Source organism: Leucobacter aridicollis (genome assembly GCF_013409595.1).
Classification (GTDB): Bacteria; Actinomycetota; Actinomycetes; order Actinomycetales; family Microbacteriaceae; genus Leucobacter; species Leucobacter aridicollis.
Genome location: NZ_JACCBD010000001.1, coordinates 3,326,590 through 3,350,692, shown reverse-complemented (window position 1 = coordinate 3,350,692; position 24,103 = coordinate 3,326,590). Strand labels below are relative to the sequence as shown.

24 protein-coding genes and 1 pseudogene are annotated in these 24,103 nt (G+C 68.0%); 10 read left to right on the top strand and 15 right to left on the bottom strand.

The window, feature by feature from the left end; translation table 11 throughout:
* Positions 1 to 56: 56 nt before the first annotated feature.
* The gene (locus BJ960_RS15440) at positions 57 to 1,484 is read right to left on the bottom strand and encodes an MFS transporter (RefSeq protein ID WP_185987939.1); all 1,428 of its coding nucleotides are present in this window, start codon (positions 1,482 to 1,484) and stop codon (positions 57 to 59) included.
* A 57-nt stretch (positions 1,485 to 1,541) separates the two neighbouring features.
* Here BJ960_RS15440 and BJ960_RS15435 point away from each other — a divergent pair, with 57 nt between their 5' ends.
* From BJ960_RS15435 to BJ960_RS17400, 3 genes and pseudogenes are all read left to right on the top strand, one after another.
* A complete protein-coding gene (locus BJ960_RS15435) occupies positions 1,542 to 1,985 on the top strand; it encodes a MarR family winged helix-turn-helix transcriptional regulator (protein WP_185987938.1) in 444 nt (147 codons plus the stop codon).
* Between the two features lie 93 nt (positions 1,986 to 2,078).
* Positions 2,079 to 2,525 (top strand): annotated as a pseudogene (locus BJ960_RS17405) (class II glutamine amidotransferase domain-containing protein); the annotation flags it as partial.
* Positions 2,526 to 2,708: 183 nt separating this feature from the next.
* Positions 2,709 to 3,614 carry an asparagine synthase-related protein gene (locus tag BJ960_RS17400; RefSeq protein WP_425324744.1) on the top strand — a complete coding sequence of 302 codons (906 nt, stop codon included), beginning with the start codon at positions 2,709 to 2,711 and terminating at the stop codon, positions 3,612 to 3,614.
* A 78-nt stretch (positions 3,615 to 3,692) separates the two neighbouring features.
* On the opposite strand, the gene BJ960_RS15425 is transcribed toward BJ960_RS17400, so the two are convergent.
* From BJ960_RS15425 to BJ960_RS15395, 7 genes are all read right to left on the bottom strand, one after another.
* Positions 3,693 to 4,628, bottom strand: coding sequence for an ABC transporter substrate-binding protein (locus tag BJ960_RS15425; protein WP_185987936.1), 936 nt, complete (start codon positions 4,626 to 4,628; stop codon positions 3,693 to 3,695).
* A 32-nt stretch (positions 4,629 to 4,660) separates the two neighbouring features.
* Positions 4,661 to 5,458, bottom strand: coding sequence for an ABC transporter permease (locus BJ960_RS15420; RefSeq protein WP_220663720.1), 798 nt, complete (start codon positions 5,456 to 5,458; stop codon positions 4,661 to 4,663).
* Positions 5,455 to 6,645: an ABC transporter ATP-binding protein gene (locus tag BJ960_RS15415; RefSeq protein WP_185987935.1), complete on the bottom strand. Its 1,191-nt coding sequence runs from the start codon at positions 6,643 to 6,645 to the stop codon at positions 5,455 to 5,457. The genes BJ960_RS15420 and BJ960_RS15415 overlap by 4 nt, the downstream gene beginning before the upstream one ends.
* Positions 6,642 to 7,286, bottom strand: coding sequence for an ABC transporter permease (locus tag BJ960_RS15410; RefSeq protein WP_121076287.1), 645 nt, complete (start codon positions 7,284 to 7,286; stop codon positions 6,642 to 6,644). Before BJ960_RS15410 ends, BJ960_RS15415 begins: the two co-directional genes overlap by 4 nt.
* A 171-nt stretch (positions 7,287 to 7,457) precedes the next feature.
* On the bottom strand, positions 7,458 to 9,263 hold the full coding sequence (gene glsA, locus BJ960_RS15405) for a glutaminase A (protein WP_185987934.1): 1,806 nt from the start codon (positions 9,261 to 9,263) through the stop codon (positions 7,458 to 7,460).
* A gap of 44 nt (positions 9,264 to 9,307) precedes the next feature.
* Complete coding sequence (locus BJ960_RS15400) at positions 9,308 to 9,706, bottom strand: septum formation family protein (RefSeq protein WP_342354345.1); 399 nt, start codon at positions 9,704 to 9,706, stop codon at positions 9,308 to 9,310.
* A 270-nt stretch (positions 9,707 to 9,976) separates the two neighbouring features.
* Complete coding sequence (locus tag BJ960_RS15395; protein WP_185987932.1) at positions 9,977 to 11,443, bottom strand: dicarboxylate/amino acid:cation symporter; 1,467 nt, start codon at positions 11,441 to 11,443, stop codon at positions 9,977 to 9,979.
* A gap of 149 nt (positions 11,444 to 11,592) precedes the next feature.
* On the opposite strand from BJ960_RS15395, the gene BJ960_RS15390 reads away from it, so the two are divergent.
* Positions 11,593 to 12,081, top strand: coding sequence for a YajQ family cyclic di-GMP-binding protein (locus BJ960_RS15390; protein ID WP_185987931.1), 489 nt, complete (start codon positions 11,593 to 11,595; stop codon positions 12,079 to 12,081).
* 43 nt (positions 12,082 to 12,124) lie between these two features.
* Positions 12,125 to 12,880 carry a hypothetical protein gene (locus BJ960_RS15385; protein WP_185987930.1) on the top strand — a complete coding sequence of 252 codons (756 nt, stop codon included), beginning with the start codon at positions 12,125 to 12,127 and terminating at the stop codon, positions 12,878 to 12,880.
* Between the two features lie 40 nt (positions 12,881 to 12,920).
* Here BJ960_RS15385 and BJ960_RS15380 read toward each other — a convergent pair whose 3' ends face one another.
* Genes BJ960_RS15380 through BJ960_RS15365 form a run of 4 tightly spaced genes read right to left on the bottom strand, consistent with a single transcriptional unit; the run spans position 12,921 to position 16,413 of the window.
* Positions 12,921 to 14,129, bottom strand: coding sequence for an ABC transporter permease (locus tag BJ960_RS15380; RefSeq protein ID WP_185987929.1), 1,209 nt, complete (start codon positions 14,127 to 14,129; stop codon positions 12,921 to 12,923).
* Positions 14,126 to 14,815: an ABC transporter ATP-binding protein gene (locus BJ960_RS15375; RefSeq protein WP_185987928.1), complete on the bottom strand. Its 690-nt coding sequence runs from the start codon at positions 14,813 to 14,815 to the stop codon at positions 14,126 to 14,128. The genes BJ960_RS15380 and BJ960_RS15375 overlap by 4 nt, the downstream gene beginning before the upstream one ends.
* Positions 14,812 to 15,876, bottom strand: a complete 1,065-nt coding sequence (locus BJ960_RS15370; RefSeq protein WP_185987927.1) for a peptidoglycan-binding protein — start codon at positions 15,874 to 15,876, stop codon at positions 14,812 to 14,814. The genes BJ960_RS15375 and BJ960_RS15370 overlap by 4 nt, the downstream gene beginning before the upstream one ends.
* 3 nt (positions 15,877 to 15,879) lie before the next feature.
* The gene (locus BJ960_RS15365) at positions 15,880 to 16,413 is read right to left on the bottom strand and encodes a hypothetical protein (protein ID WP_185987926.1); all 534 of its coding nucleotides are present in this window, start codon (positions 16,411 to 16,413) and stop codon (positions 15,880 to 15,882) included.
* Between the two features lie 161 nt (positions 16,414 to 16,574).
* On the opposite strand from BJ960_RS15365, the gene BJ960_RS15360 reads away from it, so the two are divergent.
* The 4 genes from BJ960_RS15360 to BJ960_RS15345 all read left to right on the top strand — a co-directional run bounded on the left by BJ960_RS15360 (position 16,575) and on the right by BJ960_RS15345 (position 19,857).
* Entirely contained in the window at positions 16,575 to 17,264 is a 690-nt protein-coding gene (locus BJ960_RS15360; RefSeq protein ID WP_185987925.1) for a response regulator transcription factor, read from the top strand.
* Complete coding sequence (locus tag BJ960_RS15355; RefSeq protein ID WP_185987924.1) at positions 17,257 to 18,597, top strand: HAMP domain-containing sensor histidine kinase; 1,341 nt, start codon at positions 17,257 to 17,259, stop codon at positions 18,595 to 18,597. Before BJ960_RS15360 ends, BJ960_RS15355 begins: the two co-directional genes overlap by 8 nt.
* Positions 18,594 to 19,007 carry a DUF3151 domain-containing protein gene (locus BJ960_RS15350; protein WP_121076305.1) on the top strand — a complete coding sequence of 138 codons (414 nt, stop codon included), beginning with the start codon at positions 18,594 to 18,596 and terminating at the stop codon, positions 19,005 to 19,007. The genes BJ960_RS15355 and BJ960_RS15350 overlap by 4 nt, the downstream gene beginning before the upstream one ends.
* 79 nt (positions 19,008 to 19,086) lie before the next feature.
* Positions 19,087 to 19,857 carry a hypothetical protein gene (locus BJ960_RS15345; protein ID WP_185987923.1) on the top strand — a complete coding sequence of 257 codons (771 nt, stop codon included), beginning with the start codon at positions 19,087 to 19,089 and terminating at the stop codon, positions 19,855 to 19,857.
* Here the strand turns inward: BJ960_RS15345 and BJ960_RS15340 are convergent.
* The 3 genes from BJ960_RS15340 to BJ960_RS15330 all read right to left on the bottom strand — a co-directional run bounded on the left by BJ960_RS15340 (position 19,854) and on the right by BJ960_RS15330 (position 22,874).
* Positions 19,854 to 20,303 (bottom strand): HNH endonuclease, encoded by a 450-nt coding sequence (locus BJ960_RS15340; protein ID WP_307814520.1) that lies wholly within the window; start codon positions 20,301 to 20,303, stop codon positions 19,854 to 19,856. The genes BJ960_RS15345 and BJ960_RS15340 overlap by 4 nt on opposite strands.
* A gap of 322 nt (positions 20,304 to 20,625) precedes the next feature.
* Positions 20,626 to 21,618: an epimerase gene (locus tag BJ960_RS15335; protein ID WP_185987921.1), complete on the bottom strand. Its 993-nt coding sequence runs from the start codon at positions 21,616 to 21,618 to the stop codon at positions 20,626 to 20,628.
* A 20-nt stretch (positions 21,619 to 21,638) separates the two neighbouring features.
* The gene (locus BJ960_RS15330) at positions 21,639 to 22,874 is read right to left on the bottom strand and encodes an MFS transporter (RefSeq protein ID WP_185987920.1); all 1,236 of its coding nucleotides are present in this window, start codon (positions 22,872 to 22,874) and stop codon (positions 21,639 to 21,641) included.
* Positions 22,875 to 23,043: 169 nt separating this feature from the next.
* Between BJ960_RS15330 and BJ960_RS15325 the strand changes: the two genes are divergently transcribed.
* Entirely contained in the window at positions 23,044 to 24,024 is a 981-nt protein-coding gene (locus BJ960_RS15325) for a GlxA family transcriptional regulator (RefSeq protein WP_185987919.1), read from the top strand.
* Positions 24,025 to 24,103 lie beyond the last annotated feature (79 nt).

Here is a 24,103-nt window from a genome sequence, read left to right as displayed (position 1 = left end):
GGGTGGACGGCGGAGACGCCGACCGCCCCCGCCGCGTCGTGTGCGTTGGTCGCCCGCTATGCGGCTTCGCGGGCCCGCGGGATGCACGCCGCGAGCGCCGTTGCGGCCGCGGAGATTGCCGCGCCGAGCAGCAGCGCGACAGTGAACCCTGTCTGCGAGGGCACGACTGCGTCACCGAAGCTCGTCGTGAGCTGCGCCAGCACGAGGCCGATCACTGCGGCTCCGACGGTCGTGCCGAGGGAACGCATGAGGGTGTTGAAGCCGTTTGCGGCCGCGGTCTCGCTCTTCGGCACCGCGCCCATGATGATCGCGGGCATCGCCCCGTATGCGAGGGCGACGCCGCTGTTGATCACCAGGCTCGTGGCGAGCAGGCCCCAGGTGCTGCCCATCGCCAGGAGGCCGACGCCATAGCCGAGAGCGAGGATCGCGCCGCCGAGCACGAGCGTGAACTTTGGGCCGCGAGCGTCAGTGAGGCGGCCACCGACCGGTGACAGCACGAGCATCATGAGGCCCGCGGGCGCCATCCACAGCCCTGCCGCAAGGATGGACTGGCCGAGGCCGTAGCCCGTCGCGGTCGGCAGCTGCAGCAGCTGAGGCATGACGAGCATGCTTGCGTACATGCCGAAGCCGATGAAGAGCGATGCGATGTTCGTGAGGAGTACGCGGGGCACCGCGGCCGTGCGGAGGTCAACGAGCGGGTCGGTGGTGCGGAGCTCCCACACGCCCCAGAGTCCGAGCGCGGCGACCGCGGTCGCGAACATGCTGAGTGTGAGCGGAGCGCCCCACCCCCAGGTGGCGCCCTTGGAGGCGCCGAGGATGAGGGAGATCAACCCGATTGCGAGCCCGATCGCGCCCAGCCAGTCGAATCGCTGCCCGGCCGCCCCCGGCGGGAGCGCGGGAATGAGCCACCAAATCGCGAGCGCGACGAGCAGGGTGATGACGGCGCTCGCGAAGAACAGTGCGCGCCAGTTCGCGAAGTCGATCACGGCCGCCGACACCGGGAGCCCGATCGCGCCGCCGACGCCAAGCGTCGCACTCACTGTCGCGATCGCGGACGAGAGGCGCTGGGGCGGCACGAGGTCTCGCAGCATGGCGATGCCGAGCGGGACCATGCCCGAGCCGAAGCCCTGGAGGGCGCGGCCGGCGATCATGACCTGAACAGTTGGCGCGACCGCGCAGATGAGCGCGCCAACAATGAGCGGCACGGAGAGGACGAGCAACATGCGCCGCTTGCCGAAGAGATCACCGAGCCTGCCGGAGATCGGCACGGCGACCGCGGCCGCGAGGAGCGTCGCGGTGATGACCCACGCGGTGCTGGATGCCGGGGCGTCGAAGATGACGGGCAGCTGCGGGATGAGCGGGGTGACCATCGTCTGGGTGATCGAGGAGGCGATGCCCGCCGCCGCGAGGACCGCGACGGCAAGGCCCGACCGGTCAGGATCGGACGCCCCGGCGCCGCTGGATCTAGAATGTGTATTATGCATATGATGTTCATCATACATTTCCGGTTAGGATGGTGAGTGCGAGCAGAGGAGTGCACCATGACGGAACGGAACGTCGCTGGCATCGAGTACGAGCAGATGCTGCTCAGCCGGTACACGATAGCCCAGCACCCGTCCCGCGCCCGGCTCGACCGAAGCGTCTACCTACTGCTCAGCCGAATTGACGGCGAGGGGCCGATGTCCATCGGGGAACTGAGCGCGGCGTTCCAGCTCGACGCCTCGACGTTGCAGCGCCAGACGACCGGTGCGGTGCAGGCTGGGCTGCTTGAACGCGTCCTCGACCCCGCAGGCGGGCTCGCACGAAAGCTCGCGCTCACGCCGCTGGGACGGGAACGCCTCGCCGAGTCGAAAGACCAGTCGGTCGACGCGCTCACGCGTATCCTCGCGGACTGGTCGACAACCGACGTGAACACGCTCGCCGAGCTCCTGCGCCGTTTCAACGTGTCGATCGAGGAGTACCGGGACGCGCACGCCGGCGCCTAGGGTCGAGCGCCGCCCCGCGGTGCCCCAGCAACCTCGCGACGTGGGCCGGTAGCCTGGAAGCTCACCGAACCAACCCGCAAGGAAGTGATCGTGATGTCGGCAATCGTTGCCGCGTACGGACCGTTTGACGAAACTCTCGGGCAGCGAATGCTCGACCGAATACAGCACCGGGGGCCAGACGGCCGCGGTGTGAAGCGGGTGGGGGCGGCCTGGATCGGGAGCCACCACCTTGCAGTGATGGACCCGGGGGCGACCCCGCCGCCCCTCGCCGCGCCCGACGCGGGGCTGTGGCTCGTTGGCGACGGCGTGATCTACAACCACCGCCGCATTCGCGCAGCGCTCGACGGCACGGCGTTCATGACGGGCTCCGACCTCGAAGCCGCCCTGCGCCTCTTCGCGCGCGACGGAGTTGCCGCCTTCGCCCGCCTCTGGGGAACATTCGCGCTCGCCGTCGCAGGCGAAGCCGGTGAGTTCGCGGTCGCCCGAGACGTCCTCGGGATCGCGCCGCTGTACTGGGCACGGCGCGGCGACACGACGCTGTTCGCGTCCGAAATGAAGGCCTTCGATGAGGACTGGCGCGAATTCGTCGAGCCCTTCCCTCCCGGACACGCGTGGACGCCAAGCGGGGGCCTCGTCGCCGACCCGGCAGCGATCTCGACCGCGCCCGTCCTGCTCCAGAGCCGCGCCGCCGACGAGGAGCCCCCGGCGTGGGTCTTCGACGCGGTGCGCGAGACGCTCATTCGCGCCGTCGAAGAGACGCTCGACGCAAGCAAGCCCGTCGGGATCCTGCTCTCGGGCGGCGTGGACTCGAGCATCATCGCGGCCATAGCCGCGCGGCTCGCGGCGAAACGCGGGCTCACCCTCCCGAGCTTCTCGGTGGGGCTCGCCGGCAGCCGCGACCTCGCCGCGGCGAAGCTTGTCGCGGAGCACGTCGGCACGACGCACCACGAGCTGACCTACACCGCGGAGGAGGCGGTCGACCTGCTCCCCACCATCATCGGCGAGCTCGAGTCCTTCGACCCGAAGCTTGTGCACTCTGCGGTGCCGCACCACCTTGTCGCCGCGCTCGCCGCAGAACAGGTCACGGTCGTGCTCGCGGGAGAGGGCGCCGATGAACTCTACGCCGGGTATTCCCACTTCGGCCGCCACACTGACGGCGCCGCGCTGCACGGCGAGCTGCTCGACACGCTCGACGGCATGCACGCCGGCGGCCTGCAGCGAGTTGACCGCGTCGCCGGCGCGCACGGTCTCGAACCGCGGCTCCCGTTCCTCGACCTCGACGTGGTCGAGCTCGCGATGGCGCTTCCGCCGGAGTGGAAGCTCATCAGCGAACAGCGCCCCGCGAAATGGCTACTCCGCCGTGCGTTCGACGGCTGGCTGCCCGACGAGGTGCTCTGGCGCCGAAAGGAGCAGTTCGGCGAGGGAACCGGCATGAACGACGTGCTCGGGGAACACTTCTCGGCGGTGCCGAAGGCGGACGAGGCAACGCCGGACGAGCTGCGTGCGGCAGCCCCCGAGCTCGATCCGCCGCTGCGAACTGCGGAGGAGCTTGCCTACTACCGGATCTTCTCAGACGCGCTCCCCGGGATCAACGCACAGCGCACGGTCGGGCGCTTCGTCGAAGCGTAGCCGCGGCGGGCAGAAACGACGCGGCGGCCGGGGGAGGAACCTTCCTCCCCCGGCCGCCGCGCTGGTGTCACTGCGGGGTTACGCGATGAACCCCTCGGCGGTGAGCCACTCCTCGGCGACGTCGCGGGGATCCTCACCGTCGTTGTCAACCTTGCCGTTGAGCTCGGTGATCGCCTCGTTCGTGAGCGCCTCCGAGATCGGGGCGAGGATCGTCGCGATCGCCGGGTACTCGTCGAGGGTCTCCTGGCGAAGCGTGACGGCGCCGGCATACTCAACGAAGAACCCGTCGTTGTCGTCGATCACCGTGAGGTCGTTCGAGATCACGCGCGCATCGGTCGAGAAGACCTCGCCGAACGAGCAGGACTCGCCGATCTGCGTGTAGATGAGGTTCAGGTCGAGCTCGACGATCTCCGAGAACTTGAACCCGTAGGCGTCCTGCAGGCCGGGGAGCCCGTCGTCGCGGTTGATGAACTCGCTCGCCGCGCAGATGGCCGCGTCCTTCGGGTTCGCGTTCACGTAGTCTGCGACGTCAGTCATCGTGGCGATGCCGTTCGCCTTCGCAAAGTCGCTCTTCACGGCGATGCGGTAGGTGTTCTCGAAGTTCGCTGGCTCGAGCCAGGCGATCCCGTTCGCCGCATCGGCCTCGGCGACCGCCGCATGCAGGTCCGCGGGAAGGTTCTCGGTCGTGTTGCCGAGCACGTTCACCCAGCCGGTGCCCGTGTAGTCCCAGTAGATGTCGATCTCCTTCGAGACCAACGCCTCGCGGACCGTCGCGCTTCCGGAGATGCCCGTCTGGTCAGTGATCTTCGCCCCGGCGTTCTCGAGCGCGAGTGCGGTGATCTGGGCGAGTACGTGCGACTCGGTGAACTCCTTCGAGCCGACGGTGATGCTGGCGCCCGACAGCTCGCCGTCTCCGGCTGGCGCCTTGGAATCGCCGGTGCTGCAACCGGTGAGCGCGAGCGCGATGCCCGCACCGGCTGCGAGAACCGCGAGCGCCTTACGTGAGGTCTTCATTGGTATCTCCTCTGAGTTGGTGGATGGTGAGACTACAGTCCGCGCGGCCGCAGAATGTCTTCGGCGAGGCCCGCGAGATAATCGATCGTGAGCGCGAGCACCGCGGTCAGCGTTGCGCCGACGAGCTGCACGATGAAGCGATTCGTGGTGAGGCCGGCAACGATGACGTCGCCGAGCCCGCCCGCGTTGATGTACGTCACGAGCGTCGCGGTGCCGACGTTGATGACGAGGGCGGTGCGGATGCCCGCAAGGATCACGGGCACCGCGAGCGGCAGCTCGATCTTGCGCAGGACGGTGAACCGGGACATTCCCATTCCGCGGCCCGCCTCGAGCACCGACCGGTCGACCTGTTCGAGGCCGACGATCGTGTTCAGCAGCACCGGCACGATCGCGTAGGCGGTGAGGCCAACGATCGCCGCGTTGAAGCCGAGGAACAGGAACGCGACGGCGAGGATCACGAGGATCGCGATCGTAGGGACGGCCTGGCCGAGGGTCAGCAGGGTGACGAGGTAGGGGCGGAACCAGCGCGCGAAGCGGCGGCTGAGGATCACCCCGAGGGGCACCGCGATGACGAGGGTGCACAGCGTCGACACGGCGGTGAGCTGGACGTGCTGCCAGATTGCGGCAGTCAGCCGCTCGGGGCTGAGCGCGCGAGCCTCGATGGTGTCGAGCGTCTGGCTCGAGACGTACGCGTACAGCGCGAGGCAGACCGCGGCGAGCACCAGCGGCATCGTGAGGTAGCGCCCGGCTGACTTGCGCCAGCCGGCGCCGCTCACCGGCGATCCTGCTCGCGCGCCCGTCGGCATCGTCGCAACGTCGGCGGCGCTCATAGGCCAGCCTCGTTCTGGAGGCCCGCGCGGGCCTCCCCGACCGCCTGGCTCCGCATCTCGCGAATCGCGTCGTGGATCTGCTCGAAGTCGGCGACGCCGACGTACACGCCGGCGTCGTCGACGACCGCCGTGACGCTGTGGCGCGACGTGATGAGAGCATTCAGCACATCCGACAGTGTCGCCCGCGGCTCCATGTGGTTGACCGACGTGCCGAGCTCGACGAGCGTGCGGCCCGCGGCATCCCGGAGCTCGTCCGCCGCAACCCAGCGCACTGGGCGACCCGCGGCATCGAGGACGAGCAGGGCACTCTCCGTGGCCGCGCGCAGCTGCGCGAGGGCTGCCTCGACAGGCGTGTCTGCGCTGACAGTCGGCCACTCGCGGAGCGAGATGTCCGACACTCGCGTGAGCCCGAGCCGCTTCAGGGAGGCGCCGCGGCCGATGAAGTTCTTCACGAAGTCGTTCGCGGGCGCGGTCAGGATCTGTTCGGGGGTGTCGTACTGGGCGATGCGCGAGCCCTCCTGCAGGATCGCGATGCGGTCGCCAAGCTTGATCGCCTCGTCGATGTCGTGTGTAACGAACACGATCGTCTTGCGCATCTCGGCCTGCATCCGCAGGAGCTCGTTCTGCAGCCGGTCGCGGGTGATCGGATCGATCGCGCCGAACGGCTCGTCCATGAGCAGCACGTCAGGGTCCGCGCCAAGCGCGCGGGCGACGCCGATGCGCTGCTGCTGACCCCCCGACAGCTGCTTGGGGTAGCGGTCGCGGTACTCGGCGGGGTCGAGACTCACCATCGCGAGCAGCTCGTCCACGCGCTGCGCGATGCGCGCCTTGTCCCAGCCCAGCAGCTTCGGCACTGTCGCGATGTTCTCGCCGATCGTCATGTGCGGGAACAGCCCGATCTGCTGGATCACGTACCCAATGCGGCGGCGAAGCTGGTCCGGGTTCACCTTCGTCACGTCTTCACCGTCGAGCAGAATTCGCCCGCCCGAGGGCTCGATGATCCGGTTGATCATCTTCATCGTCGTGGTCTTGCCGCACCCGGACGGCCCAACGAGGACGACGATCTCGCCCGCGCGGATCTCGAGATCGAGACTCGCGACCGCGTCGCGGTCCTGCCCCGGGTAACGCTTCGTGAGCCCCTGGAGGCTGATCATGACCGTCTCTGTGGTGGTCTGCTGTTCAGTCATCGGATCCCCTTGGAGGTCGTGAGTCGACGCACAATGTGGAAGAGCACGTCGGACAGGATGGCCAGGATTACGACGCCGAGCGCCCCTGCGAGTACAAAGTTGATGGCGACGGGCGTGCCAACGCGCGCGAGGCCGGTGAAGATGAAGTTGCCGAATCCCGGGCCATTCACGATCGAGCCGATCGCCGCGATCCCGAGCAGGGACAGCGTGGTCACGCGAACGCCCGTGATGATGACGGGCCAGGCGAGCGGCAGCTCGACGCGCAGCAGCCGCTGCATTCGGGTGAGACCCATCCCGCGCGCCGACTCGGTGACCGCGGGGTCGACGCCGTTCAGGCCTGCGACAGTGTTGCGGATGATCGGCATGAGGCCGTACATCGTGAGGGCGACGATGACGGGCTTCGCGCCGAGGCCGAGCGGGCCGAGCAGCAGGATGAAGAGTGCAAACGAGGGGATCGTCAGCATGGCTCCCGACACCGCCAGGGTGAAGTCGCGCGCCCGTTCGTTACGGTGCGTGAGGACGCCGAGCGCCACGCCAAGGACCGTGGCGAGGAGGACAGATATCCCGACAACTGCGGCATGGCCGATGCCCATTTCGAGCATGTCGTCTGCGCGCTTGATTAAAAATTCGAGAAAACTCACAGTCCCTTTCGCTGTCCGCCCGCATCGTTCTCGCGCATCGTCGTGCTCGAAGGTGGTGGCGCCACTCAGAAAGCCAGAGTGTCAGCGACGGGGAGGAGGATCAATTTCCACAAGAACTCATTGTACAGTACGGCTTTTTCCCAGCTCAGCGACGTACCCAGCAGCTGTTGATCAGTCTCGGATACGGGCGGCGTTGGCGCGGCTGAGGCGGTCGACGCGCATGTACGCGTCGCGGGAGAGCGCGCGCCACAGCTGCACGGCCAGGGCCGGGTCGCGCTCCTCAAGCGCCTCGATCTCGTCGGCGGTGAGCACCATGACCTCAACCGGCCCCTCGGCCTTCGCCGTGGTCTCTTGCCTGTCATCCTCGCCAAGCGCGAGCTCGCCGAAGGTCATCCCGGCGCCGAGGGTGCGCAGCCTGAACCTCGTGCCGTCGGTGTGCGAGGCGACGATGCTGATCGTCCCTGACAGGATGAAGAACACCCCGCCGAATCGCTGCCCAACGCGCCGAATCACGTCGCCATCATCGTAGTGGCGGGGATTCATGTGCGAGGCGAGCGCCTCCGCGTCGGCGCGGTCAAGTGGCGCGAGGACTGGGGAGTCGACGACGGGGACCGCGCGCGGCATGGCCTCGGGGCCGCCGTAGCGCTCGAGCAGGCGGTGCTCGCACTCGGCGATCGCGCGGTCGCGCGAGTCGAAGACCGTGATGCCTCGCGTATCGACGCCGCCGAGCACGTCGTCGGGATCGACGAGCAGGATCTCGCGGCCGTTCTCGCGGAAGTCCTGGAACACCGCGTTGATCATGCGGATGCCGGCGTCGCCCACCTCATCGACATCGCGCACGTCGATGACGACGACATCGATCTCGGGCGCGCGCGAGGTGAGCTCTCGGACGACGGTCTCCGTGCCGGCGAAGAACAGGTCGCCAGCGAGCTCAAGGACAAGCGCCCGCTCGCTCTGCTCCTGGAGCACGTCGGCGGCCGCCTCGGTGCGCCGGATGTTCGACGGCTCCTGGTCGATCGTGCGGATCGAGCGGATCGCGGAGCGTCCCTGCCTGGCCGAGCGCACGAAGTGCATCTGGAGATCAGACGAGATGCGGCGGCAGGCCGCCGCGCCGCGCACGCTGTTGCCGTGCTTGTCGAGGGGCGGCGAATAGACAGCGAGCCCCACCTGGCCCGGCAGCACGGCAATGATCCCGCCGCCCACCCCGGATTTTGCGGGGAGCCCGACGCTCGTCGCCCAGTCGCCAGCGTCGTCGTACATGCCGGAGGTCATCATGACCGACAGCACCCGTTCGACGGCCTCGTAGGGGAGCACCTCCGTGCCAGTGACGGGATTCGTGCCGCCCGACGCGAGCGTCGCCGCAATCATCGCCAGGTCGCGGCAGTCGACCTGCACGGCGCACTGTCGCAGGTAAGTTTCGAGCGCGCGAGTCGGGTCGCCCTCGACGACGCCCGCGGCGCTGAGCAAGTAGGCGAGTCCGTGGTTCCTGTCGCTCCGCGCGCGTTCAGCCCGATACTCGCGGCCGTCGCTACGGAGCCTCCGGGCGGCGAACTCGGAGTACGTGTGCTCGATGCGTTGAATCGGCGTCCGGCCGCCCGAACCCTTGATGAGCGAGGCGACGGCGATCGCCCCGGCATTGATCATCGCGTTGGCCGGCCTGCCGGTCTCCGGGTTAGAGGAGATCTCGTTGAACGGGTCGCCCGATGGCTCGACGTCGACGTGCGCGTCAACCGCGTCCATGCCAAGCTCGGCGATTGCGAACCCGTAGCTCAACGGCTTCGAGATTGACTGCAGCGAGAACTGCTTGCGCGTCGTGCCGACCTCGTAGACGTGGCCGTCAACCGTCGCGAGGGCAATGCCGAAGTCCGCGGGGTTCAGATCCGCGCTCGACGGGCCGACGCTGTACGGGGTGCCGTCCCGCAGCTCCGCCAGCTCCGCGTGGACCTTGCGTAGATAGCTGAGTACCGGTGATTCCATACTTCGGAGTGTAACCGGGAGGGGGCACCCCGCGGGTCGGCAGGCTAGCGGGCGGCGCCCTTCAGGCTGCCGGTGATCTTTCCTGCGGGATCGACGATGACGCAGTTCACGGTGCGATCGTTGAACTCATTCCAGCCGTCCTCGGTGGGGGTGAGCGTGTAGAAGTCGAGCTCGGAGTCGAAGTAGTCCATGCCGACGAACTCATTGAACATGGCCACGCACTTCTCGTTGCTCTCGTCCTCAAGCGCGGTGGCATCGGGGAAGCTGTCGCCGGAGAGCTCGAACTCGCCGAAGATCTCCTCGTCGTGCTCCTCCGAGCAGGGGACCACGGGAACGTCATACACGACGGAATCGTCGGTGGAGTCCATGCAATCGCCCACCGCGATCTGGTCCACTGACGCCTGGGACTGCTCCGTGACGGCGCCCTCGTCATCGCGTTCGATGGCAGTTACCGGAAAGATGCTGCAGCCCGCAAGGACGGGGAGCAGGAGGAGCGTCGCGAGCGTTGCCGCGGTTGTCGATCGGGTTCGGGTGCGTGACAGAGTAATCGGAGTGTCCTTTCGTTCCCTGCGCTGCCGCGAAGGCTTTTCTATGTATTTTCATAGCCTACCCGCCGGGCACCAACGGCAAACGCCCCGCACACTTGGCGAGACCAAGCGTGCGGGGCGAAGCGGGAGAGCGGCGTCTGGCGTGACGCGACGGCTCGTTGGAAGCTACCGAGTGGCCGGTTCTGGCGCGCCAGTCTCGGTCTGAGCGAGCTCGGCCTCGGCAAGCTCGTCGTCCGTGTCCGAGTTGTCGAACGCGAGGCCCTGGCGGGGCGCGTTGTAGAGATCCTCGTCCAGGATCCCCTCGCGCTTTGCGACGATGGTCGGCACGAGCGCCTGGCCCGCGACGTTCACCGCGGTGCGGCCCATGTCGATGATCGGGTCGACGGCGAGCAGCAGGCCGACGCCCTCAAGCGGCAGGCCGAGCGTGGACAGCGTAAGCGTGAGCATGACGGTTGCGCCCGTCGTGCCCGCGGTCGCGGCCGAACCGACGACCGAGACGAGGGCAATGAGCAGGTACTGCACGAGCGACAGCTCGATGCCGAAGAACTGGGCGATGAAGATCGCGGCGACGGCCGGGTAGATCGCGGCGCAGCCGTCCATCTTCGTCGTTGCGCCGAGCGGCACCGCGAACGACGCGTAGCCGCGGGGCACGCCGAGGTTGCGCTCAGTCACGCGCTGGGTCAGCGGTAGCGTGCCGATCGACGAGCGGCTCACGAAGCCGAGCTGCACCGCGGGCCACACGCCAGAGAAGTACTGGCGGATCGAGAGGCCGTGCGCCTTCACGAGGACCGGGTAGACGACGAACAGCACAATGGCGAGGCCGAGGTAGAGCACGGCGACGAACAGCGTGAGGGTCCCCATCTTGCCCCAGCCGTACTCGACGATCGCGTTGCCGATGAGGCCGAGCGTGCCGAGCGGTGCGATCCGAATGATCCACCACAGCACCTTCTGGATGATGGTGAGCGCCGACTCGGTGAGCGCGATGAACGGCTCGGCCTTCTGGCCGATCTTCAGCGCCGCGATGCCGACGGCTGCCGACACGACGATGACCTGCAGCACGTTGAAGCTTGCACCAGCGGTCAGGGCGCCGGTCTCGAGGTCGACACCGCCCGAGACGCCGAGGCCGAGGAAGTTCTGGGGCACGAGGCCGGTGAGGAAGTTCCACCAGGTGCCGACGGTGTACGGATCGGACGGGGTGAGCTCCGAGCCAGACGCGGCAGCGCCGGGGCGCAGCGTCACGCCGAGGGTGATGCCGATTGCGACGGCGATGAGCGCGGTGATCGCGAACCAGAGCAGCGTCTGGCCGGCGAGCCGGGCAGCGTTCGTGACCTTACGCAGCCCGACGATGCTCGACACGATCGCCGTGAAGATGAGCGGCACGACCGCGGCGCGCAGCAGTGTGACGTAGCTCGAGCCGATGACCTTCAGTGTCGCGTGCAGCCCGTTCGGGTTGCCCTCGGCGTCGGGCCCGAGGTTGAGCGCGACGGTGCCGAGCACGAGGCCGAGCACGAGCGCGGCGAGGATCTGCCAGCCAAAGGACGTCATCCATTTCGGCAGCCGACCTTTCCCGTGTTCCGCTGGGGGCGCAGCTGGCTGCGCTGAGGGGACGGGCGGTGCTGTCGAAGACGACATGGTGATCCTTTCGAGGCGAGTCGCGCCGGGTGCGGGCGACAAACACCCATCGTACCAATAGTTTCGTTCCCGTTATGTCAGACATTACGTTTCGTGACGCCTGTTGAGGATCGCTGCGCAATGCGGGGGCTTTCGTCTACGCTTAGGGCATGGCTGATTCCTCATTTGACGTTGTGAGCAAGATCGACTCTATGGAGGTCGAGAATGCAGTGAACCAGGCCCGCAAGGAGGTCGAGCAGCGCTACGACTTCAAGGGCGTTGGCGCCGACGTTTCGTACTCCGGCGACACGATCCTCATCAAGGCGAACACTGAGGAGCGCGCGAACGCAGTACTCGACGTGCTCCAGTCGAAGATCATCAAGCGCGGCATGTCGCTCAAGGTGCTCGACTCGGGGGAGCCCTACGCCAGCGGCAAGGAGTACCGCATCGAGTCGAAGCTCAAGGAGGGCATCGATCAGGCGACCGCGAAGAAGCTGAACAAGCTCATCCGCGACGAAGGCCCGAAGAGCGTCAAGAGCCAGATCCAGGGTGACGAGCTCCGTGTCAGCTCGAAGAGTCGTGACGACCTGCAGGCGACCATGGCGCTGCTGAAGGGTGCAGACATCGACGTCGCGCTCCAGTTTGTGAACTACCGCTAGACCCGCACGCGCATCGGCCCCGGCCGCACTCTAAGCTATGGCTATGAGAGCAGCCGGGGCTTTGTCGCGTGCTCAGCGGCACGCGCCAATCCGCACCGTGGTGGCAGGAGTCGCCGCGATCCTCGTCGCCAGCGCCGCGCTCGTCGGGTGCTCGGTGCAACCGGAGCCGGTTGACCCACCTGCTCCGACAGCGACGACACCACCGACGGCGGCCCCCGAGCCGACCCAGGAGCCGAGCGAGCCCTCGTGGGAGCGGTTCGAAGATCCCCGCCTGCCGCATTCGTTCGAGATCCCCCCAGGTTGGACCGTCGTCGATCTCGGAGGAGACGCGGAGATCCGTGCGTTCCAGTTTGGGGTGGTGAACGCCGCGGGAGAGCAACTCCTCACGTTCGCGAGCCGGGTGCAGGGGCTCGGCGGCGCGTGCCGCGACCTTCCCGAATTGTCCATCGAGGAGGCCGACACCCGCAGCGTCGAGTTGCCCGGCTACGTCGCGGCAACGGACAGCCCGGCGCCACTTGTCGCGCCACGGGTCGTCTATCGGGTATCCGAGGTCAACGGCGGCGCCCTCGCGAGCCTGTCACTGTCTGACGACACCCCGCCTGAGGCGTGCATGTATTACAACCTGCTGCACACGGAGGGTGGGCTCGCGATGTTCGCGACTCAGCTCCAGGTCGACTCGTTTGATCCCGCCGCGTCTCCCTGGTTGTTCGGCTCAGTCGAGGAAGCCAGGGAATACGCGAACACGGCGGAGTACGAACAGCTCGTCCGGGTCCTCTCCTCTCTGTCGTTTGCCGAGTAGCCGGGCTGGAGCCACCGACCGAGGCAGCCCCAGCCAGCCCCTAACCGCTGAGCGCCACCGTCGGGGGTACGCGAGCGGCCCGCCAGGCCGGCGAGATCCCAGCTATCGCGCCCACCACGAGGGTCGCCGCGATAGCGGCGGCTGGCACGTAGAGGGGGAGGGTGAACGGGAGGCCGCCCGACCGCGCAAAACCCGCCGTCACGAGCGCACCGATCCCCGCACCGCCAAGCCCGCCGAGCGCCGAGAGCACAAGCGCCTCTCCGAGAAACTGCCGCCTGATGTGCGAGCGGCGCGCGCCGATCGCGCGGCGCAGGCCGATCTCGCGACGTCGCTCGATGACCGAGATGATCATCGTGTTTGCGACGCCGATGCCCCCAACGAGTAGCCCGAGCGAGCCGAGCCCGAGCAGGAGGCCCGTGAACGTTTCGTCGGTCGCCGCCTTCGCCGCGAGCGCGTCGGAGGGGCGGGATACCGTGATCGTCTCGGGCTGTTCTGGCGACAGCGTCTGCGGGAGCAGGGCGCGCGTCTCTGCGAGTGTCTCTTCGTTCGCGCGCATGTACATCCGGGTCGGAGCGCCGTCGTAGTCGAGCCGGTCGAGCGCGACCTGCTTTCCGACAAGGGCAGAGGTGTCGAGCTCGGGCGCGAGCTCGACAGGGGCGAGGATGCCGACCACCGCGAACTGCTGGCCGCCGAGCCACACGAGGGATCCAGCCCGCTCGATGCCGAGCTGCCGGGCGGTGCGGTCGCCGAGCACGACCGACGGGTATGCCCCCATCGCCTCGTTGAGCCAGGCTCCCGAGCGCACCGACAGGTCGAGGACGTCGGCGAGGCTCGTGTCCGCCGCACGCACGGCGAGCCCGCCGCTCTGCGCCTCCGGGATGAGCTCGCTTCGATAGATCCGGATCTTCGGCAGTGCGCCGACCCCGGCCGCTCCCTGGGCGCCGGCGACCCGCCCGATCCGGCCCTCGCTGTCTTTCGGAAGTGAGGCCTCAGCGCCGAAGAGATCCTGACCGGCCTCGACGGTGAGCAGGTTCGTGCCGAGCGCGTCGAGCTGCTGTGCGAGTTTCGCCTGACTCGACGCCGAGATGCCGAGCACGGCGACCATCGCCGCAATGCCGATCGCGATGCCGAGCGCCGAGAGCACGGCGCGGAGCGGCCGTGCGCGCAACCCTGACGTGCTGAGCGCGACGAGGTCGATGGCGCGCAGCCGCGATCGTTCGACAGCTGGCCTCGGAGTGGCCCGGCTCACGCGACTGCCCCCGCTCGGATCGGCGCCGGCCCGTCGTGGATGACGCCGTCGGTCACGCGGACGCTGCGTGGCAGGCCGGCCGCGAGCTCACGGTCGTGGGTGATCATGACGATCGTTGTTCCCTCACGATTGAGCTCGCCGAGCAGCTCCATCACGCTCGCGCCTGACGCGCTGTCGAGGTTTCCGGTCGGTTCGTCCGCGAGCAGGATCGCCGGGCGCCCGACCGTCGCCCGCGCGATGGCGACGCGCTGACGCTCGCCACCCGAGAGCTGGTTCGGTTGGTGATGCAGCCGGTGGCCGAGGCCGACGCGCTCGAGCGCCGAGGCCGCGTCGCGCCGCCGGGTCTGGCGCGAACGCCCCCGGTAGAGCAGCCCGTCGCCGACGTTGTCGAGCGCGGACCTGCCGTCGGTGAGGTGGAACTGCTGGAACACGAAGCCGACCCTGTGGCACCGCACGTCAGAGAGGGCGTTGTCGCTAAGCTGCGACACGTCGTCGCCCGCGAGCACGACGCGCCCGCTCGTTGGCCTGTCGAGCGTGCCGAGGATGTTGAGCAGGGTTGACTTCCCGGAGCCCGAGGGTCCGACGACGCCGACGAACTCGCCGGCCTCGACTGTGAGGTTCACGCCGCGCAACACCTCCACCGGTGGGGTGCCGAAGCTGCGGGTGATGTCCGTGAGCTCGATCATGAGGCCGCCGTCACCACCTCGGTGCCGGCTTTGATTCCCTCGCCAGACACCTCAACCATGCCGCCAGCGAACATGCCCGTTTCGACGGGCACCTGCTGCGGTTCTGCGCCGTCGGGCCCGACGACTTCGAGGCCGTACCCGCCACCGGGCAGCGCCAGGAGCGCGCCGACGGGAACGGAAAGCACGTTCTCGCGGGTCTCGCTCGTGAACGCGATGCGCACCGACGCTCGGTCGATGTCCGCGGCATCCTCGGGGGTGTCGAGGGTGACGGTCACGGGCACAATAGCGGGCGACTCGGGCGCGCCATCGCCCTGCTTCTCCGGCGTGCGCGGCGGCTCCACCGCAGTGACGGTGCCGGGGGTCTTCACGCCGCCCGGCAGCTCGACCTCAACCTTGGCGCCGACGACGCCGAGGCGCTGCTGAGCGAGCTTGAGCTCAACGGACACGCTCTTTCCGAGCTCCGAGACGCGCAGGATCGGGGTGCCCGGCGCCGTCGCGGCCCCCGGCTCGAGCTCGGCCGAGGCGACACGCAGCGAGCCGGGTGCGAAGAAGATCTCGCCGAGGCCGATCTCGCCTGTCACGGGCCTGCCGGTAGCTTCCTGCCAGAGCCGGATCCCGATCCGTGTGTTGTCGTCGAAGATTTCATCGGCGCCGCCCCAGAAGTACCCGAGCTCGCCGAGCGAGGCCTCGAGCTGCTGCACGTCGGGCCCGTTTGTCATGCCGAGCTCGAACGAGCGCCACTGCGGCAACGGGCCGCGGAACAGGGCGACGGGGGAATTGTCGATGGCGAAGAGCTCGCCTCCGAGATCCACCATCGATCCGGGCTTCGCCCGTGACGTGAGCGTGCCTGCGCCGCCCGAGATTGCGCGCTCGCCCGCGTAACCTAGCGACCCCTGTACGAGCGTGCGCTCGACGAGATCACCCTGCTCGACTTTCGCCGTCGCGCCCGGCGCCCGCTCCTCGACAGGAGCCGCGGGGGCGGGGCGCAACAGTACGAGCCCAGTGGCAGCGAGACCCGCGACCGCGACAGTGGCGGCGACAGCTATCCATAGCTTCCGCATCGGCTAGCCCGCGTTCGCAGGGACGCCGGAAATGCCGCACGCTTCGAGCGCCTCGGAGGGCATGTCCATGGGAATGGCGAGGCCCGTGCCCGGCGCGGGATCCTCGATGTCGACTCCCTGCTCGCGGAGGCACTGGGTGAGCTTCAGCGTCTCCTCGCGCATCGACTCTTCGGTCATCGGCTTCCCATCTGGTCCCGTCGGCGCCGGCGGCTGCCCGACCTTCGCCTCGCAGGCCGTGTTTGCGGCTTCGAACACGTCCATCCCCCCGAGCTCGTCGATGTTGATCGCTTCAGACACGGCGTTCGGGTCCGCGCTCGGCGTCGGGTAGTCGATGCCCTCGCCCTGCATGCACTCGGCGTACTTCACGTGCCAGGACTGGAAATCGTCGGCGCCACCGCTCGCCGATGTGCCCGACCCCTCCGCGCTGGAGTCTGCCCCACCGGCCCCCGGCGTGGCGCTCGAACACCCCGCGAGCAACAGGGCAGCCGCGGGAAGCGCGATGAGCGCGAGTCGGCGAAGTGAGGTGTGACGGTTCATGGTGACTCCTTGAGAGGTGTTCTCAGTCGTTGATACGGCCGCGGATGCGAGCCACAGCCAGTTCACGCCAGACGGGGTAAACAGGGCGTCTGCGAAATCGCAGATCTTTTCTTAACGTCCCCCGTGCTTGACTTGGCGGTGAACCTGCAGGGAGGAGGGCTATGCGCGTACTGATCGTCGAAGACGAGGCGTACCTCGCCGAGGCCACCCAGACGGTGCTGCGACGCTCGTCGATTGCCGCCGATATCGTGCACGATGGGCACGCCGCGATCGAGCAGCTCGGGCACACCGAGTACGACGTTGTGCTGCTCGACCGCGACCTCCCTGGCCTGCACGGAGATGACGTGTGCGCCTGGATCGTAGCGAACGTGCCCGGTACCCGGGTGCTGATGCTGACCGCCGCAGGACTGCTCGACGAGAAGGTCGAGGGGTTCGCGCTCGGCGCCGACGACTACCTCGTGAAGCCGTTCGACTTCCCCGAGCTGCTTGTCAGGCTTCACGCACTCCACCGGCGAAATGCGCCGCCTCTGCCGCCCGTGCTCGAAGCCCACGGGGTGCGACTCGACCCGTTCCGCCGCGAGGTCTTTCGCGACGGCAGGTACGTGCACCTCAGCCGCAAGGAGTTCGCGCTGCTGCGGGCGCTGCTCGAGGCCGGCGGCGGGGTGCTCAGCGCTGAGCAGTTGCTCGAACGCGCCTGGGACGAGAATGCTGACCCGTTCACGAACGCGATCCGCGTGACGATGTCGACGCTGCGCAAGCGGCTCGGCGAGCCCCGCATCATTCAGACGGTGTCGGGGGCCGGCTACCGGATCGTCGGGCCAGAGCCCGTTCCCGGAGGCGGCGGTGCGTAGCGCGGACGGTGGGCGGGCGCGCGGTCAGGATCGTGGCCGGTTCCGCCTCACTATCCGGGCGCGCATTACATTGAGCGTCGCGCTGCTCATCGCGTTGGGCGGGGGCGTGCTCGTCGTCGGCCTGAACCTGTTTATGCGCTACGGGCCGGTGTGGGCGATCCAGTCCTCTCCGGCGATGCCGGCTGACACCCTCGACCTTGGCGTTGACTCGGTCTCGCCCACGTACCCGTATGGAGACGCGGCGGACCTCGCGGAGCTGCCCGAGAACGCCAACGAGTTGTCGCTTGCCGTCCCGGTCCTCGAGATCCGGGACGTCACCGATGTCTTCCAGACACTGCTCTGGTCGTCGATCATCGCGCTCATCGTGATCGTTGCGCTCGGCGCCGTCGCCGCATGGGTGCTCGCTGGGCGGGTGCTCGCACCGCTGCACGACATCAACGCCGCGGCGCGCGCCGCCACCCCCGGCCAGCTTGACCGCCGCGTGGCGCTCCGCGGCCCACGCGACGAGCTCACCGACCTGTCAGACACGCTCGACGACATGCTGGAGCGACTGGAACACGCCTTTCGAGCGCAGCAATTGTTCGCGGCGAACGCCTCGCACGAGCTGCGCACCCCACTCGCCACACAAAAGGCGATGCTCGACGTGCTGCTCGATGGGCCCGAGCCGACACCAGCCGAGTACCGGCTCGCCGCCGAACGGCTCCGGGAGGTCAACGCGCGGAGCATCGAAATGGGCGAGGCGCTGCTCGACCTCACGCGCGCGCAACTCGGGCTTGCCGAGTCGGCGGCTCCCAGGGGAGCGGCGGCGGTGCTGAGCGATCCTGAATTTCTGGTAGTCGAGTCGTGCGAGGCAGGTGAGTTGGCGGCCGTCGCCCTCGACCACGCCGCTGAGCGTCTCTCGGAGCGAGAACTCGCCGTCGAGACAGCCGTGGAGTCCCACACCGTGCGGGTGAACCGTGCGATGTTCACAAGACTCATCGACAACCTTGTCGGAAACGCCGCGCGATATGCGACGGCAGGCGGAGCCGTTGTCCTCTCCTGGCGGGCGGAAGCGGAGGACTCCGTGCTTCGCATCGCAAATACCGCCGAGCGCCTGCCAGCTGCGACGGTCGACAAACTCCACCAACCGTTTGTGCGTGGCGGCGGCAGAGTGCGAGCCGACTCTGGGAGCGGGCTCGGCCTCGCAATCGCGACAGCTATTGCAGAGGCACACGGTGGATCTCTCAAGGTGTCCTCGAGTGCCAGCGAGCACGCGCCAGAAGGTGACACCGCCGAGTTCAGCGTCCACGTGCGGATACCGCTCGCCGGCGCGGTCGCTACACTGGCGACATGATCGGTGAGAACCTCCTCGGCCCAGAACCCACGCTGCTCGCTCCGGACGCGGAGGTGACCGCGGCGCTCGCCGCAGGCAAGGATCCTGAACAGATTGTGCGCGCACACCCGGAGTCGCCACTCGCGTGGGCCGTGCTCGCGGACCGCGCGGCAGCGGCCGACGACGAGATCGGTGCCTACGCGTTCGCTCGCGTCGGGTACCACCGCGGCCTCGACTCGCTCCGCAAGGCAGGCTGGCGGGGTGCCGGTCCCGTGCCGTGGTCGCACGAGCCGAATCGTGGCGTGCTCCGCGCGCTGTACGCGCTGCGTCGTGGCGCAGCAGCGATCGGTGAAACGCACGAGGTCGAGCGCCTCACCGAGTTCCTCAACGGCGCGGACGCGACCGCGATCGCGGCGATCGAGGCCGAGTAGCTCGATCCGCTGGGTCTGGAGCCCTCGAGATTCCGTGTCGGGCCTCGTGTTTCACTTGGGCTCAACCTAGGATCGGGCTATGAGGCCTGCACCCGGAACTTCTCGACGAACCGCCCTCGGGAGGGCCGGCGCGATCGGCGCGCTCGCCGCAGCCCTGCTGCTCAGCGCGTGTGCGCCGAGCCCCGAGCCGACGCCGGAGCCGACGACCTCGAAGCCGGAGCCGAAGCCCTCGCCCGAGCCGACGACAGAACCTGCCCCGGAGCCCGAGGCGCAGTGGGAGCGCTTCTCGGACTCGCGCACTGTCGGCAGCTTTGAGGTAGCGCCTGGATGGCGCGTCGTCGAGAGCGAGGAATCTGAGCCCGAGCACGAACTCTTCCGGTTCGACATCGTCGACGAGGACGGCGACCTGCAGCTCACCTACGCGCGTAAAGTCATGGGGCTTGGGGGCGGGTGCGGGGGCGATGGCAGCGGGCCTGACGAGACGAGCTATCTGACCGTGACTGACCTCGAGACAGTACCCGTCGAGATTCCCGGCTACGTGCGACATGGCGACCCCGTGCCCGGCACGACACCGACACAGTTCACGTACCGCGCGATCGAGAACTCACACGCCGAGGGCGTGTTCGCGACGATGGCGGTGAGTGACACGTCGCTGGGAGCACCGTACTGCTTCTATTACAACCTCGTGCAGACCGAATCCGCGCTGGTGCAGTTTGCCGACACGCTCCAGGTGAGCATCAGCGATGCAACGAAGCACTTCGACACCATGGACGAGGCGCGCGCGTTCATGCAGACCGAGGACTACGAGAATGCCAAGCGAATGCTGCTGTCGCTGAGGCTTGACGGCTAGCTGGCGGTCTCCGCGGCGGGGTGGTCGTCGCCTGCGGCTGGCTCCGGCGCGGTCGTAGTTTCCGCTGCAGTTTCTTCTGCGACGGGGAGCAGCTGCTGGAGGATTGTCGCGTGGCGCAGCAGGAACGCGCGCTCGTCGAGCTTCTTCCGCCGCAGCCAGCTGGTGACCTCGGAGTTGTGCTTGCTCGCGTTACATGAGGCGCAGGCCGGCACGACGTTGCCGAGCGTATACCTGCCGCCCCGCGAGACGGGCTGCACGCAGTCCCGCTGCAGGGCAGCGCCGTCGCCCTGGCAATAGGCGCAGCATCCCCACGTCTCGAGCAGGGTTTGCCACTGGTCGTCGGTGAGGTCGTTGTCGACGCGGGCGAGCCGGTTCTTGCGCCGTTTAGCGTAGCGGGCGCTCGTCGCGGCCGACCGCGTTTTGGGGTACTTGCGACGGGACTGCACCCCTCCACCGTACCCGCAGATCCAGCCCGCCCCGCCAAACCGCCTGTTCCCGGCAGGAGAGGCCATTACCTAAGGTCGGGATCGGGTGTTCTTGCGAGAAACGTGCTCTCCGGCGGGCCGCGCACATGGTTTTTGCGAGATCACATCATTAATCACCTCAGAAAGGTGTGCTGGTACGAATATGGTGTGGCGGAGGCCAGTGGGGGCAGAACGGCGCAGCCCAAGCCCGGCCGCCCGGCCGCCAGGCCGCCGGGGCGCCAGGGCGGGTCAGGGCGGGCCAGGGCCGCCAAGCCCGGCCAACCCCAGGCCCGCGCCGCAGGCGCTAGCCCCGCCGGCCCGCCCACACGTTGCGCAGCGCCGGCTCTATCTCCGGCCACGCGAACTCGTAGCCCGCCTCGAGGAGCTTCTCCGGCACCACCCAGCGGCTCTTGAGCACCATCTCGGACTCGGTGCGCAGCACCCAGGTCGCGGGCTCGAGCATCCAGCGGAACGCGGGAAGCCCGATCCATGCCCCCACGGTGCGGCGCAGCGCTCGCATGACCGTGCGGTTGTCGCTCGGGCCGGGCGACGCCACGTTCACCGGGCCGCTCAGGGTCTCGGTGTCCAGCGCGAAGCGCACCGCGCCCACGATGTCGTCAATGTGTACCCAGCTGAACCGCTGCCGGCCGCGGGTGCGGTGCCAGCTCGCGCTCGGCTCGGTCGGGTCCGGCCCGATCCCGCGGTAGCGCCGGTGCGGGAACCACGGGCCGTCGTACTGCGGCCCGCCGACGCCGAGCCGGGCGAGCCGGAACAGCGTGTTCGTGGCGGGGCCGTCGCCGAGGGCGATCGCGATCCTCAGCGCGACGCGGCGCGTACCGGGAAGGTCGGCCGCGAAGAACTCCCGCTCCCAGTTTCGCGCGACGTCGACGGAGAATCCGGCGCCGAGTTCGCCGTGCGCCTCGGTCTGCGGGCGATCCATCGCGTGCCTGTAGATCGTGGCCGTGCTTGAGTTCAGCCACACTTTCGGCGGTGCGGCGCTCGCCGCGATCGCAGCCGAAAGCTCGCGCGTGGTGTCGACGCGTGAGCGCAGGATCTCGTCTCGGTTCGCATCGTTGTAGCGGCAGTCGACGCTCTTGCCGGCGAGCCCGATCACCGCGTCGGCGCCGTCAACGAGGCGAAGGATCGCGGCCGGGTCGCCCCACGACGCGTCGGCCCCGCTGCGGCCGATCGTCGCGACGTCCCAGCCTTCTCCGGCGAACTCCTCGCGAAGCCGTGACCCGAGAAACCCCGATGCGCCTCCGATGACAATGCGTCTGGTTGCGGTCTCGCTATTCATGTCCGCCCCTCCGGCCGAGCCTATGGATACAGAGTAGCCCGGCGTCGCCCAAACGGCATGAGGAGCGCCGCCACGCCTCCTGCTGCACACACCAGCGCTCCACAGACGAAGGCAACTGTCGAGCCGGCGGCATCGATGACCAGGCCGGCAGAAGCTGCGCCGACTGCCTGGCCCGCGGCGATGGCGGTGAACGTAATGGCAGTTCCGGCTCCGAGCGACTCCGGCCAGGCGAGCGCAGCGCCGGTGATCTGCAGGCCGCACAAGACGACATAGCTCGCCCCAAAAAGCAGGCCGAGGGTGACGAACGTGGTGCCCGTAGGCGGCAGCAGAGGGGGGCTCGCGGCTACGCCGCCAATCGAGAGCGCGAGCACAACGGAGGCGAGTCCCCATGCGCGTTGAAACCCAAGTCGTTGGCTCAGGTCTCCTGAGAGTGCGCCGGCGACCCCGGCTGCGCCGACCGCGCACCACAACAATAGCGACGCGGTGTTGGAGAGGCCCGCGGTGGATTCTGCGTGGCTGCGCCCAAAGGTCCAAAACACCGCCGATCCGGCGCCCATGCACAGGGCGAGGACAACCGTCGGCAGGATAGCCAGGAATGTGCGGTGGCGTTTGGCGCCTGAATCGCTCGCGGATTCACTCGAGGCCTGCTTGGGTGCCATCGCGCGTGCCCGACGTTCGGTGACCAACGCCGCGATCGCCGAGACAGCCGCAAGGCCGCCGTAAATGCTCCATGAGAGTCGCCAAGGGAGCCACAACGCAGCAACACCCGCGCCAAAGACTCCGAAACCGGTGCCAGCGTTCGCAATTGCCTGCCAGCGCGGTTCGCGCGCGACCGCTGCACCATCCGAGCGCCGAGCAAGCTCCGCAATCGCCTGTGCGACGGAGGGCGACACAAATCCAGGGGCTGCGCCAGCGAGAGTCACCCCGCAGAGAAGCTGAGCGTTTCCTCCAGCGGTTGCGATGAGGGCGGCGCCAGCCGCTCCGCTCAAGCCGGCGAGCACCGTTGCTGCCGTTCCCCTGCTTCGGCTTACGAGCACACCTGCAATGAGGGCGGCTCCACAGTAGCTTGCAAACGACAACGAGGAAGCCCCGCCCGCGAGTGAAGCAGTCACCGGGAGGCTCTCGGAGATTCGAGGCAGCGTTAGGCCGAACCCAAACCTGCACATGCCGTAGCTCACCGCGACGAGCGCCGTCGCCGCAACGAGGTACCGAGATACTCCGGGGAGCCGGGACTGCTGGGCGCCGTGCGATTGCACTCCCGCTACCTCACGCGACGCTTGCCGCGCCGAGAACGGTTTAGCGAAAACTCTGAGAATCGTCCATCCATGGTGACCCTTTCTGTGCGTGTCGACCTTTTCACTCACGCTATGTGCGATTTGACCCCTGAGCCGTGGCCAAAATGCCGACCTCCGGTAAAATTAGGACATGACAATGGTTGTTCTGCCTGTGTGCGATGGGATGACGCTGTTTGAGTACGGAACGGTTGTCGAGGCGCTTTCGTTCTCATGGGGCGACATTGATGACCTGGGATACGAAGTCCGCACGTGTGGCCCCAGCACCGGAGTGAGGACGCTTGGCGGTGCGGCGCTATACCCCGACGACGGCCTCGAAGCGATCGAAGCGGCGGACATGGTTATTCTGACCGGGGTGAGCGACCCTCACCATGATTCAAACCCCGAGTGGACCGAACCGCTGCAACGGGCTGCGAGCCGGGGCGCTCGGATAGCGTCGATTTGTGCGGGCGCCTTTGCTCTCGCCGAAGCAGGGCTGCTCGATGGACGCCGGGCAACGACGCATTGGCGCCACGCGGCGCTGCTGCAGGCGCGTTACCCGAATGTGTTGGTGACGCCGTCGGAACTCGTCGTTCGAGATGGGAGCATCGTCACCAGTGCTGGCTCATCGGCTGGACTTGACCTCTGTCTCGAACTCATCCGCGAGGACCACGGCACTGCGGTGGCAAACGAGGTTGCGAGGCGGCTCGTGGCCGTGCCGCACCGTGAGGGTGGCCAAGCCCAATTCGTGAACACGTACCCGTTGCCAGACACTGCACCCCGTGCGTTCGGCGCAATGCTCGACGAGATCTCGAGCGACCTCGTTGGCAATCACTCGGTAGCGTCGCTCGCTCTGAAGGCTCGAGTGTCCCGACGGACCTTGACTCGCTGGTTTCACGAGTTCACCGGCGTTGCTCCGATGACCTGGGTCTCGAGGCAACGCGTGCTGCGAGCGATGAGCCTGCTCGAGCATTCGGCGGCTGGCATCGCTACGATCGCGGCAGAGGTGGGCTTCGGTGCGGTGGAGTCCTTTCGCTACCAGTTTCGGGTGCATGTCGGGCTCGCCCCCGGTGAATACCGGCGCCGGTTTAGGTACCCAGCTCGCCTCGGCGGACAGCGGGAGCAGCGGCATTGAATATTCGTGAGATACTCAGGCTCACCGCGTAGCCTGGACCTACCGAGTGCCCGGCACGTACGGGCGCTCCCGAGAGAAG

Bases quoted from the DNA above. Each gene is read 5' to 3' on its own strand.
- BJ960_RS15440 (WP_185987939.1), bottom strand. From the start codon at position 1,484: ATGCATAATACACATTCTAGATCCAGCGGCGCCGGGGCGTCCGATCCT.
- BJ960_RS15435 (WP_185987938.1), top strand. From the start codon at position 1,542: ATGACGGAACGGAACGTCGCTGGCATCGAGTACGAGCAGATGCTGCTC.
- BJ960_RS15425 (WP_185987936.1), bottom strand. From the start codon at position 4,628: ATGAAGACCTCACGTAAGGCGCTCGCGGTTCTCGCAGCCGGTGCGGGC.
- BJ960_RS15420 (WP_220663720.1), bottom strand. From the start codon at position 5,458: ATGAGCGCCGCCGACGTTGCGACGATGCCGACGGGCGCGCGAGCAGGA.
- BJ960_RS15415 (WP_185987935.1), bottom strand. From the start codon at position 6,645: ATGACTGAACAGCAGACCACCACAGAGACGGTCATGATCAGCCTCCAG.
- glsA (WP_185987934.1), bottom strand. From the start codon at position 9,263: ATGGAATCACCGGTACTCAGCTATCTACGCAAGGTCCACGCGGAGCTG.
- BJ960_RS15395 (WP_185987932.1), bottom strand. From the start codon at position 11,443: ATGTCGTCTTCGACAGCACCGCCCGTCCCCTCAGCGCAGCCAGCTGCG.
- BJ960_RS15390 (WP_185987931.1), top strand. From the start codon at position 11,593: ATGGCTGATTCCTCATTTGACGTTGTGAGCAAGATCGACTCTATGGAG.
- BJ960_RS15385 (WP_185987930.1), top strand. From the start codon at position 12,125: ATGAGAGCAGCCGGGGCTTTGTCGCGTGCTCAGCGGCACGCGCCAATC.
- BJ960_RS15375 (WP_185987928.1), bottom strand. From the start codon at position 14,815: ATGATCGAGCTCACGGACATCACCCGCAGCTTCGGCACCCCACCGGTG.
- BJ960_RS15370 (WP_185987927.1), bottom strand. From the start codon at position 15,876: ATGCGGAAGCTATGGATAGCTGTCGCCGCCACTGTCGCGGTCGCGGGT.
- BJ960_RS15365 (WP_185987926.1), bottom strand. From the start codon at position 16,413: ATGAACCGTCACACCTCACTTCGCCGACTCGCGCTCATCGCGCTTCCC.
- BJ960_RS15360 (WP_185987925.1), top strand. From the start codon at position 16,575: ATGCGCGTACTGATCGTCGAAGACGAGGCGTACCTCGCCGAGGCCACC.
- BJ960_RS15350 (WP_121076305.1), top strand. From the start codon at position 18,594: ATGATCGGTGAGAACCTCCTCGGCCCAGAACCCACGCTGCTCGCTCCG.
- BJ960_RS15345 (WP_185987923.1), top strand. From the start codon at position 19,087: ATGAGGCCTGCACCCGGAACTTCTCGACGAACCGCCCTCGGGAGGGCC.
- BJ960_RS15335 (WP_185987921.1), bottom strand. From the start codon at position 21,618: ATGAATAGCGAGACCGCAACCAGACGCATTGTCATCGGAGGCGCATCG.
- BJ960_RS15325 (WP_185987919.1), top strand. From the start codon at position 23,044: ATGACAATGGTTGTTCTGCCTGTGTGCGATGGGATGACGCTGTTTGAG.